Genomic DNA, 12,875 nt, shown 5'->3' with positions numbered 1-12,875 from the left:
TGTGTGTAATGTAAGTAAAAAAAACATTTTTTTCTTTAGGTCATATATCTTTGATATATGTATAAAAAAATAAGCCTAAAAAATAAGCTCAACTTGGAAACTCAGGTTTTAAGTTCAAAATAGAAAAACGAATAGATAAACTAGGACACGAAATATGGACACAACCATATTTCGTGTTTTTATATATTTAGGAGGTATTATGAGACAATTAAAGGCACATGAATGATTAGAACTATTCGGTAGTTATGAAGATTACAAAAATAATTTGATATCAAAAAATGATTTTGAACTTAAATATTATTCAATCAGAGGTTTTAGTTTTTTTGATAGAAAATTCAATGAGGCTAAAAAATATTTTGTCTTCAAGTATAACAGATATAATTTAGGAATGATAAATATAGAATCGCAAACAGGTAAATCATCTAAAAAAGGTAAAGGGTCAGGTAGACCAAAAAGGCAAAAAATTACTCCTATTGAAATTGTAAAAAAGGAATGAGAAAAAATGCCTAAGGAACAATTGATTGAAATTTTAGAAATTTATAAAGACTCTTTTGATAGAAATAATATTGAAGTTGATATTTCTAAAATTAAGAAATCTTCACTTTCTACAAGAAAATTGGGCCTATGCTTTAATAAATCTAAGTCAACAATTCACAATCTAAAAACTAAAGAGCAGCAAACAAGAAAAAAATCTGTAAATACTAAATATGATGAATTAATAATTAAGTCATTTAAGAAAAATAAGGGTTTGTTTGGTAGAAAAAGATTGGAAAGTTATATTAGAACAAAATTCCAAATAGATCTAAATTATAGGACTATTGGTAGAGCGATGAGAAGATTAAACTTATTTTGTTTAATCAGAAGAAAGAAAATAGATAGAGAACAAAAGAACACAAACGTAAAATTTATAGATCTTGTTAATCGTGATTATCACGGAGAGACAAACCAAATAATTGCCACTGATGTTACTTATATTTCTGCACCAAAAGATTGCTTAAACAATTTTGTATTTTTATCTGTTGCGATTGATCACAAAAGCAAATTTGTTGTTAATTATAATCTTTCAAAAAGAAATGATTTAGAACTAGTAATGGAACATATGTCTAAAATCAAAATGGATAAAAAATGAATAGCTCATTCTGATCATGGTTTCCAATATTCTTCAAAAACTTATGTAGATTTAATTCAGAAAAACAATGGTGTTGTATCAATGGGTAGAGTAGGAAATTCTTTAGATAATAGAGAAGCAGAATATTTCTTTTCAATTTTAAAATCAGAATGTTTAAAATTAATCGATATTACAAAAATAACTTTTAATGAATTAAAATCACTGATTGATGATTTTGTGTTTTGATACAACAACGAAAGAATTCAATCAGTATTAAATTGAAAAACACCTCAAGAGTGTTGAGGTGTTTTAGTAAATTAAACTTTTTGTCCACTTTTCGTGTCCCAGTTTAAGACTTAAATCTATTCGTTTTTATTTTGTTTATTTAGATTTATTTTGAAGATTTTTTACGTTTATTAAAAGCAGCAAAAAATAGTCAAATAATTCCGAAAGTTAAAATTCCAAGAACAACTCATCATGGTCAAGATAATGTTTCAAATGGTCTATGATTTGCAATTTGTTTTTTAATTGCACTATAAATTACATTTGATGCATCTTTTTGTTCTAATTCTCTTAAAGTTGCTAATTCTTTTCTTGTTAATTCTTCTGGTTTTTTATTAATTAATTCAAAGTAATTTATTTTATCAAGTTCCTGAGCAATTTCGTGATAGATATCTCCTTGACGAATTTGGTTATTAAAACTTTCTTTATCATTAATTAATAACTCTTCCACTAAATTAAGTTCTCGTTTTGCTTCTTGTTTGAGTTTTAATAAATCATCAACTAAATGATTTCATGCATCACTAACATTATCCTGATTATAAGTATATGGATAATCTTTATTAATTAACTCTTCTAATTTAGTCTTATTATTAAGATAAGTGTTGCTATCTACCTGATCATCACGATAAGCTTTTAATGCATCTCTGAGATCATTAAATTGTTTCATTTCATCAACTAAATGAGAGTAATTTGGATTGTTAATTCCTGTTTCTGCTAATTTATTTAAAATTTCTTCTAATTCTTGGTTAGTAAGCTTATGATTTGTTTTAGCATCATTAAGTAATTTTTCAACTAATAAATCAGCATCAGTTGCATCTTGTTTAATTTTTTCAAGCTCTGCCTTATTTTCTCCATCAGCGTTAATTACTCTATTAATTAACGCTTCTTTATCTTTAGGATCTAAGTTTGGCAGACTATTGATATAATCAATTAATTTTTGTTTTGCATCGTTGTTATCAATTGCTCGATTAATGATTTCTTGGCGTTGTTCATAACTTGTTGAATCTTCAATTTCTTTAATGTACTTATCTTTTTCTTGATCACTAAGATTTGGTAAGTTTTTAATAATATCAATCAGTTTTTGCTTGTTATCTTTAAGTGAATCAATTGCTTTTTCAATTTGCTTAATTCCGTCTAAAATCTCATCAATAGATTTTTGATCCTTGTTTTCTAGAACTAAATTACCATTATCAATTGCAGTATCGTAAATTTCTTTTTTGTCAGCTTCACCGTCTTTATAAATATCGGTTTCTTTAAATGAAGGATCATTATCTACTAGTTTTTGAAGTTTATCAAGAGCATCTTTTCTTCTTTTATCACCATCTAAACTTTCGTAGTCCTTCTTAACATTTTTAAGAAGCTGTTCTACCTGAGTTTTATCAAGATTTGCACCTTGTGTTTTATCTAAAACTTGATTTGAATCACTATATGAATGATCGAAGTTGTCTTTGAGATTCTGTGAAGCATCTTTGTAGTTATTTTTGGTTTTTGGATCAACATTTTGACCTTCACGAACAACATTTGTAAGATACTCATCAAGATTCTTCATTTGATCGTTAAGATCTTTTGCTTCTTTTAAGATTTCATTAACACTTTGACCATTATCATTGTCAATTAAAGTTGCTTCTTTGATTTTGTTAATTAAATATTCTTTTTGAGCGTCATTTAATTTATTATATGAATCAAGATCGGTTGTACCTTCACTTAAATTGTTACCATTAATTAACTCAATTGCTTTATCTTTAGCTTTTTGAAGCTCTTGATCACCATTAAGATTATCAATTGCTTCACGAGTTTTAGTAATTAAAGCATTTACCTCATCTAAATTAGCATTAATACTTGTATTTTTAACATCGTACTCTGGGATGAAATGAGTTGCAACATCATCAATTAATTTATTATTATTTTGAATTGCTCCAAGATTGTTAGGAACTTCGCTATTAAGTGCATCTTTGCGATCTTGTGAAGAGTTTTTGTAAATTGGTTTATCAAGGACATTATTTGCTTCATTTTGAATTTCACGCAAGTTTTTCATTGCTTGACTTAAAGGATCAATTTGATCGGTTATTTTTTGAAGCTCTGTTTTGGTTTTGGTTTTTTCAATTTCATTAATTAAATTATGTTTTTGGGCTAAATTAAGATTTGGATCGTTTTTAACAATTTCGATTCATCTTTCTTTTTCAAGAGCAAAAGCACCATCACCATCTAAATTAGCTTTGTCTTCAAGGAACTGAGTTACTAATGAATCAACTTTCGCAGGATCTAAAACTAAATCTTTATCAACAACTTCTTCTGTTCCGTCTTCTTTTGTAACAGTTTCCTTATTCGGAAGATTATCTAAAAGATCTTTCATTGTTTGTTTAGTTTGATCATATGGATTTTTAGTTTTTGGACTAGCTTCAGTATATTTTGGTGTTTGCTCTACCCCTGGCTGAGTAACAGTTGAAGTTGTGCCATCTGGATTTACAACAGTTATAGTATGTTCATTTTCAGCATCATGAATTGCTTGTTTCATGCGTTTCATTGAATCATCTAAAGCAGTTGCCTTAATTTCAATTTTATCAAGATCGGCGATTGTTTTAGCTTTATTAACTTCTTCTTTAAAGTAATCTCTTTGTGCTTGATTAAGGTTTTCGTAATTTAAACCATTTGGTAAACTTGCGTCACCTTTATTGTTTAAAGCTTTCTCTAAACGATCTTTAGCTTGTTGGAATCTTTCATTTCCATTTAATGCTTCTCTTGCTTCTTTTAGTTTTGATACAAATTTATCAATAACTTTAGAGTCAATTTCACCACTTTTTTCACGAGTATTTACTCTCTGAGCTTCACCTGTTGCAGGATCAATTAAATCATGTGGTTGATATAAATTATTTGCTTCTTGAATGTATAAATCATAATTATCTCTTCGACCAACTTTAGACTGCTCTTTAACTCCTTGATCATTAACTGTTTCAAATGTTTCATTGTCAGAATCAATATAATCGGTTGTCTCACGAGTATTTTGTGTGTTTGGATTTTCACCTTTTTCATCTTGTGTTAATTTATTTAACTCACCCATTGAGGTATTAAGTTTCTCACCAATTTGTCTAATTCCATCTTTAGTAATTGTCACTCCATCACTAGCTTTTGTCCCTTCAATTTCTTCGGGCATTCTAGTAAGTAAGACTTTTGAAATTAACATTTCTTTTTGAGCATCATTTAAATTAGAGTAATTATTAATATTTGCAATTTCAGCTTTTTGGAGTCGATCCATATTTTCTTTACCATCTAAAGCATTAATTGCATTTGAAATTTCTTCATTAATTTTCTCAAGTTCTGCATATGAAAGTAAATCTAAATCGTTTGGTTTTGGATTTTGATTTAACTTATTAATAAATTCTTCAGCTTTCTTTAATGCATCATCATAAGCTTTACGTTTTGCTGCATTTGAACCTGCATACATTAAATCAGTTGTAAATGGTTTAATATTTTTCGCTTCATTTCCATTTTTAGCTTCAATGTATTTAAGAATTTTTTCCATCTCATCATTTAACTTAGTAACATGAGCATCAAAATCATTAACTTTACTTAAACGATCTAACTCATCACCTGCTAATTTATCTTGAATTAACTGAATTTGATCATCTGTTAATGAACTAAATTGTTTTTGTCCTGTATTTGGATCGGTGATTGTTTTATCTTTAATTTCTTGTTTACGAAGTGCAATTCTTTCATCACCATCAAGATTCTTACGAGCTTGAAGAAGATTTCCAATTAAACCTTGACTTAAATCAATAACTTTATTTCCTTGTGCATCTGTTTCAATTTGACCTTGATCGTTCTTTTTATAAACTACTAAATCATCAAGAGTTTTTAAAGGTCCATCTAAAGCTACAACTTGATCTCTTTGAGCAAGTTGGTTATCAAATAAATCTTTAACTGCTTTTGATGAATCTAAATAATCAGCTTTAGTTAAAGGAGAAATATTAGTTGGCTTTTCATTATCAGAATTTACAAATAAATCTTTGTAAATTCCCATTGCATCATTAATATCTTGTGCTTCTTGTGACTTAATTTGAGTTTGACTAACTGGATTGCTTTTGATTAATTCTTTTAAATACATTTTTTGGTTAGTATTTAAGTTTAATAAACTTGCAGGAATTTTAAGTTCTTCATCACCATAAATCTTCGCAATTGCTTTACGTTTAGTCATTTGAGCATCATTTGCAGATTGAAGAATTGCATCAAGATTTTTATCGTATTTCTCTATCGTTCCATTTTGATCCTCTTTTGGATCAATTCCATTCTCTTTGGCATTTAAAGTAGCATCAGTAATTGCTTGATAAAAACTATTCTTTTCATTTTGAGTAAGTAAATCAAGCTTTCCTACTTCCAATTTAACATTCTCTTTACTTCTTGTTAAAGCATTGCTTAATATTTCTTTGATTTTTTCGTTTGTAATATTTTCTTTTGGTAATTGATTGATTTGATAATTTAAACTCATCAAGTCATTTTCTTTAAGATATTTAAAGTTTTTAATTTTATTTCTTAAATCTTCTCTATTTCCATCTAAATTATCAAGTGCATCTTTAAGTTTTTGCAAGCTTCCTTTTGAAGTATCGGTAGCTTCTTTATCGATTTTGTCTTTATTTGTAGCTAAATTATCTTTAGTTAAAGTATCATTTAAAATTTCAGCTAATTTGGTTCGAGCATCATTGATAGCATCATCAACAGCTTTTTTATGTTCTGCTGTATCTTGGGTATAAATTGAATCTTTTTGTTTAGTTTTTGCATTTGCAAGCTCTTTTTCGAGCTCACCAATTGAATTATCTAAGCTTTGAGCATCTTTGACAATTTGCTTCACAACTTCTACATCATTATTAGTTGCAATTTCGCTTTTAAGCTGCTCTTTTTGTTTAGTTGTAATATTTTTTAACTTGTCAATTGCGTCATTTGCTGCAACTAAATTATTAAGTTTGTCATCCACTTTAACTAAATCTTCTTTAGTTTTTGCAGGATAAGTAATTTTATTAAGTTCATCAAGTAAAGCATTTTTTTGCTCTTCGGTAATTTTTTCTTCATTAAACTTCTGATTAATATTATTTTGTACTTCTGCTTTTTTAAGATCAAATTCACGTTCAGCTTTAGTTAAAAAGCCATTAACCGCTGAATCACCTTGTTTTTCAATAACTGTTGAAATATTCGGAAACTTAGTTGATTTAACTTTATAAACAACAGTTAAAGTGCCTTGATCATCATTGACATCTTTAAAACTTACTATTTCAACAGTTGCATCTTTAAGTGGTGAAGGATTAGTTGTATAAGTGAAATGAGTTTTATTTGCATCAGAACTAGCTTCACTTGGAAGTGTTCTATTTTTTTGATTTGAATAATCGTATTTAGCACTAATAGCATTAATTCTAGTTTGTTCTGCTTTTATTTCTTCACCATCTAATTGATCAATTGTATTTTTTAATTCAGTTTTCTTTGTTTCAACATTATCAGTTACATTTTTAACTAAATTAGTAAATGAAGTAGGTTGTGGATCAACACCTTTAAGTTTTCAGTTCAAGCTACCATCTGAATTAGTTTCAAACATATTTTTAATTTCTGTCACTTTATTATCAAATGGTGTTTTGGTTTCGTTTGAAGCATTACTATAATCGGTGTATGAATCTTGTTGTTTATTATTGATAGCATCTTTCAAGCTATTAATTAATTTACCCACTTTTTCATCTAACTTAACAGCTTTTTCTCTTAAATCATTAATTGCTTGATGATTTCCATTTAATGATTCTTTTTCTTTCTTGATTTGGTTTTTAAGATCATCACTTAAATTTGCTAGGCCATCAATAACTTTATCAAAATTAATTCCATCTAAGGTGTTTTTAGCTGTATCAAATTGAGTTTTAAGTTCTTCGATTTTAGCAGGATCATAGTATGAATCTTCCGGAAAAGCTTCATAATTGGAATTTTTCTTTTCTTCTTCTGTTAAAGGTAAACCGAGAGCTTCTTTAACTTGGAATAATCTTTTTTGATATTCATTTTTCTTAGCATCATCTGCATAAACATATTTTTCATCTGTTAGATTTTTAAATGAATCTTCAAGATTATCATAATAATCTTTTAATGCTTTTGTTTTTTCCGCTAAAGATGAAATATTGCTAAAAGGAGTGTTTGTGAATGCTAAATTACGATCATCAAAGTATAAAAGATTAGTTGTATATTTTTTGTCATCATTTACAAGTGATTTAAAATGATCTTTTTGCTTAGTTGTTAGATTTGCGGTATTCTCAATTTGATTTTTAAAGTTTGTAGAAGCTGTTGTTCACGCTTCTGACATAATTTCATTTATTTTTTGATTATTTGAAGTAGAATTATTAGTTAAGTTTTCGCTATTGTCAAAAACAAAATTTGCAGGTAAAGCATTAATTTTTGTTATTAATGCACTGTTTTCTGGTTGATTTAAATTTTTAAATCCATTAATTTCTTTAATTGCTTCGGTTTTATTACCATTTAAATTCTCTAATGCTGTTTTTAAATTCTTTTGAATATTCGCAAGACCATTAGGATTATTTCCTGTTGTATCTAATGCTGCATTAAAATTAATGAAATTATCAAAAATTGTTGAAGTTCCATTTGAAACACCTTGTACAATTGAACTCGAATTTCCTTTATTTGTAACAAATTGAGTTTTATAAGCTTGATCAGAATAAGAATAAATAGGATTTGTAGAGTTTATTTGACCAGCAATTTCATTAATCTTTTTAAGAGAATTAAATTTATTAGAAAGATCTTGTACATTACCCACAAAATCTGTTATAGCATTTGCGTTAGCATCATTTTGTGAAGGTGGATTTTTTGAAGACATTTCATGAACTTTTTCCATAAAAAGAGCTTGTGTTTTTTCTAAATTATTTGAATGAGCAGAAATAATATCAATATTATTTAATTTATCTTTTTGCTCTTTTAAAAATGTTCTACCTGATAATTTAGAACTTAAATTGAGAAATTTAGGAGTAAAACTTTCAAAAGAAACTGAATTAGTAGGCATTGTTATACCTGAAGGTAAACCGCTAGATAAATAAATTAAAGGAATTTCATTTGTATTTTCTTTATTATGTCCTGTTGGATTAGATTCGCTTTTAATATTTCCGTATTTTCCTAATTCAGATAAAGACTCATCAAATTTATTTTTATCTTCTATACTTGAAAATAAATAATCTTCTTTATTTGTAAAATCTGTAGAGTCTTTATCTTCGTTTGTTTTATAATCGTTTCATTTTTTATAACGTTGCTCAATTATAGATTGACGATTTGCAGTTAAAGAAATATAATCAATAGCTTTTTGCAGTTCTGCTTCAGCATTCTCAGTAAAATCTGTTTTTTCTGAACCTAAAATAGAATCTAAATAAGTAGTAAGTAAGAAATCTCTTTGACTTTTTGTTAAATTAGTATGTTTTTGTATTTCTTTAGTTAATTTATATCTATCTGTCAAATCATAAACAACAGGAGTAAATTCTCAAAATCCATCTAATGAACTTTCGCTTTCAATATGAGGTATATTTGAAGCAATTTTTCATTTTTTAGGATCTTCTGGATTTTTAAAAGCAATTCTTAATACTGTTCTTGGTTTTTCGTCTTCTGTTATTTGGACATCATCATTAACAATATTTTTAGTATTAAATGAAGATTCATTACCTGTTTGTAATCTTTTGTCTATTTCTCATATTTGTTGATGGTCTTTTTCAATTGTAAGTGTTGTTTGTGGTAATTTTTCACCATTAGTATAGGTGTTATTAGCGATGTTTTCTTTTGTTGTAAATTTTTTAATATATGTTTGCTTTCTATTTGCAGAAGTATAGAAACCTACGTTACCTCAATATCTTGTAGAAAGTCAATAGTGTTCAATAGAAACTCCGGCACCTACAAATGATTTACCAGCTTTTTCCATAGGTCCTTGCCCACTACCTTTTGTTCTATCATTTGGTTTTACATCAAATTCGATTATCGCTCCATTATTTTTTCCGTTTGGTGCATCTACATGGAAAGATAAATAAAAACCTAAATTATTTTTTACTTCACTAAAAACATTGGTTAATTTTTTAAGACCTAAATTTGAATTGTCCTTTTGTGGTGTACCATGAATTATAGCGGTTGCTAAATTGCCTCTTCCTGTTTCATCAAGATTATAAGCTTGTTTATATTCAAAATGACTTAAAGGAATTTGAGTTTCTTCTATTTTTTTCGGATTAGAAGCTAAATAATTGCTTTTATCCATATACGGATTAAGAGTTCAGCGATCTTCTGGATTAGCAGTCTCATCTATTGTTAAAGTTATAGTTTGACTATGTTTAGGGCTAATTAAAGCAGTATTATTAACATCTAAATCAAAAAATATAAATCTTAAAGTTCCTGTTAAAACCATATCATTTGATAAAAATATACCACCAGAATAATTCGATTCATTTACATTGTATTGACTTTTATGAAAAGCTATTCTAAATCTTTTTATACCTTTATTTTTATCAAAACCATCTCCCGACCATCAATTTCCATTAGATGCTGCTTCATTTCATCATTCTACATTTGTTCTTTGATCATAAGACCTTGAATCTATATTCCTAAAAGGAGTAGTAGTTGATACTAAATAAGCACCATTTTGGGGATTATTTGATCAACCCGATTTCGAACCCTGATTTCACTCTTCCGTAAAAGATAAATAGTTTGCAGAGCTTCATTTATTATCTATAATGTAGTTATTAAATTGATTGTAAATAGTGTCACCTTCTCTAGTGTTTCCTTGAACATTTAAAACTGACATTTGCAAGATTGAAATAGGAATTAACCCCATAATTCCAAAAATCAATTTATTTCTTTTTTTCATATATAACTCCCTAAGTTAAAAGAAAAAACGCTTTTTTAAAAAGCGTTAGCTTAATATAACATACAGAATATACAAAAATATATTTGAAATAAATAACTAAATTTTTCAATAAATTCATTGCATATATATATATATATAAACTTAATCTTTTAAAAATTACTAACTTAAATTTTAATACTTTAATTATAATAAAAAAGCAAATTAGATAAATTTATTTGTATAGTCAAGCAAAAAATGTATTTTTTAATTAAATTTTGAATTAAAATTTCTATTTTTTTCTCTTTTTGATATGAAAAAATATTTCATACAATCTATTTATTCTTATTAGTTTTATAATTTTAATACCAAATCATAAAATATAAAGAATGACTAAAAAACGAGGATATTATGAAAATAAAAAATAATCTTAAAAAGGTAATTATTTGCTCTGTTTTTGCAAGCGGTTTTTTACCATCGCTTTCTGGTACAAGTGCAACAACTACATACAATGGTGGATTTCCTGCTGATTACCTTCCTAAAAATAAAGAACTTGATCAAAAAGGGGTTGATGAATTAATTAAACAAGATTTTTATGATTCAAGAAATTACAATCTTGTCACACCAGTTAAAAACCAAGGAAGAGAAGGTCTTTGTTGAGCTTACTCTATAATCGCAACAATTGAATCTGCAATTTTAAGACAAGCTCCTGGTGATTTTAATATTAAAAATCTAGATTTAGATGAAAATCAATATGATTTTGCAGTTAATACTAGAAACGAAGAAGCGAATAAATTAAATCTTGCAGGAAGTGATAATTTTGAATACGAATTAGGAGTTGGTTCATATGTTTTAGATTCTGCCTTAATGTCTTTACAAAAAACAACATTAGCAAAACAAGGAGTGAAAACAAGTTATGTCGACCCGATTGTAAATGTAAAAAATGTCATTACAGTAGATTGAACTAATAAAGAAGAAATGAAAAGAGCGATTGCTAAATATGGAGCAGTAGCTTTTTCGATGAGTTATCCATACCAAACTTTTAACGCTAACACAGTTTTTTACAATAATAAATGAGATAATCCACCTGTACAAGAAGGTTCGCTTGCACATGCTTGTACAATTGTTGGATGAGATGATAATTTTTATGCAAGTAATTTCAAGCCTAACAAAGCTTCACAAAATGGAGCTTGAATTGTAAAAAATAGTTGAGGAACTAAATATCAAGCACAAGGTTATTTCTACTTATCATATGATTCACCACTTCTTGATGCTGTAACTTTTGAAATTGAACAATCAAAAGAACCACAAAATGCGTATTACTATGACGGAAGAAGAAACTACACAGGTTTTGAAACTGATCAAAGAGAATATGCAGCAGTTTTTCCGGTTAGAAAAACAAATGATGAAACAGTTGAAAAATTAAAGTCAATTAATCTAATTATCGATGGAAGTAATATTCAAGTTAAAACAAAAATTTTCATTGGTGACAATGAAAATATTGATTTTAATAACGCAACACCAAAGTATCAATGAGATGCAATTATTGAAAATAAAAATGGAAGACCTGGTGGATATACATTAGAACTTCCTGATTATGTTGAATTACCAAAAGATAAATATTTTGCAATAGTTGTAAAATTTGCAAATTCAAATTCTCCAATTTCAATGTATTATTCATTTGAACCAAATAGTCAAGGTGATTTAACTTTCTACAAAAATAATGATGGTTCTTGAACAAATACCAAAGAAACATTAAATGCAGCATTTAAAATTAAAGCTTACACAATAACTGAAAACAAAAATAATTCTACTACTTCAAGTTCTAGTGCTAGGGAAGAAAATCAATCAATAGATGAAAATTCAAATAATAATGTTCCAACAGAAGATTCAACTAAAAATACAGATTCAAATCTTTCAGATCAAAATAATTCTAACCCAGAAAACAATGAGTCATCATCCTTACCAACAAATACTGAAAATAACTCAAATGAAACAACAGAAAATAATGACAATCCAGAAAATCAACCTAATAATGTAGAAGCTAATTCTAGCGATCCGAAACTTTCTGAAGTGCATGACAGTAACACTTCTTCTAATTCTAATAATGAGAATAATAACCCAGTAGAAACACCTACAAGAGAAAATGAAACTATCGAAAATCATGATAATAATGTTGTAGATGATAATTCTTCAAACGAATCAAATACAAATAATAATAACGATCTTAATGATTTAAATAATACAAATTCTAACTCTAATAACACAGAAAATAATTCAACTATTAGCGAAAAAGAAAATCCAAAAAATAACGAAACTTCTACAAATGAAGATGATTCAAATTTAAATAACCAAGATTCTTCATTACAAAATGAAGATTCAGAAAGTAATGAAAGCAATAACTCCGAAACAACAAACACAAATTCAAACAATAACACTCCTGAAAACACATCAAACGAAGTTACAAATAAAGATCAAAATTCAGAAGATTTAACAAAAACAAAAGAAAAGAAAGTTTCTAATTCTTTCAATTTAATGTGATTAATTGCTTTACCAATAATTGGAGCAATGACTTCTCTTGCATGATTTATCTTTAAATTTAAAGATAAATTTGGAAATAAAAAATAAAATATATTCATATTT

Annotated in this window: 3 protein-coding genes; 2 read left to right on the top strand and 1 reads right to left on the bottom strand. The window is 27.3% G+C overall.

Translation table 4 applies throughout. The annotated features are described in order from the left end of the window. The first annotated feature begins 154 nt into the window (after positions 1 to 154). The gene (locus EXC53_RS02580; RefSeq protein ID WP_129724537.1) at positions 155 to 1,429 is read left to right on the top strand and encodes an IS3 family transposase; all 1,275 of its coding nucleotides are present in this window, start codon (positions 155 to 157) and stop codon (positions 1,427 to 1,429) included. Positions 1,430 to 1,499: 70 nt separating this feature from the next. Here EXC53_RS02580 and EXC53_RS02575 read toward each other — a convergent pair whose 3' ends face one another. Further along, on the bottom strand, positions 1,500 to 10,256 hold the full coding sequence (locus EXC53_RS02575; protein WP_129724673.1) for a GA module-containing protein: 8,757 nt from the start codon (positions 10,254 to 10,256) through the stop codon (positions 1,500 to 1,502). Positions 10,257 to 10,643: 387 nt separating this feature from the next. Here EXC53_RS02575 and EXC53_RS02570 point away from each other — a divergent pair, with 387 nt between their 5' ends. Then, positions 10,644 to 12,860 carry a C1 family peptidase gene (locus EXC53_RS02570; protein WP_119571855.1) on the top strand — a complete coding sequence of 739 codons (2,217 nt, stop codon included), beginning with the start codon at positions 10,644 to 10,646 and terminating at the stop codon, positions 12,858 to 12,860. Positions 12,861 to 12,875: the final 15 nt, after the last annotated feature.

It is taken from the genome of Mycoplasmopsis gallopavonis (genome assembly GCF_900660635.1).
GTDB lineage: Bacteria > Bacillota_I > Bacilli_A > Mycoplasmatales > Metamycoplasmataceae > Mycoplasmopsis > Mycoplasmopsis gallopavonis.
Note: the sequence above shows the minus strand (reverse complement) of the source record. Positions and strands in the feature narration are given on the sequence as shown.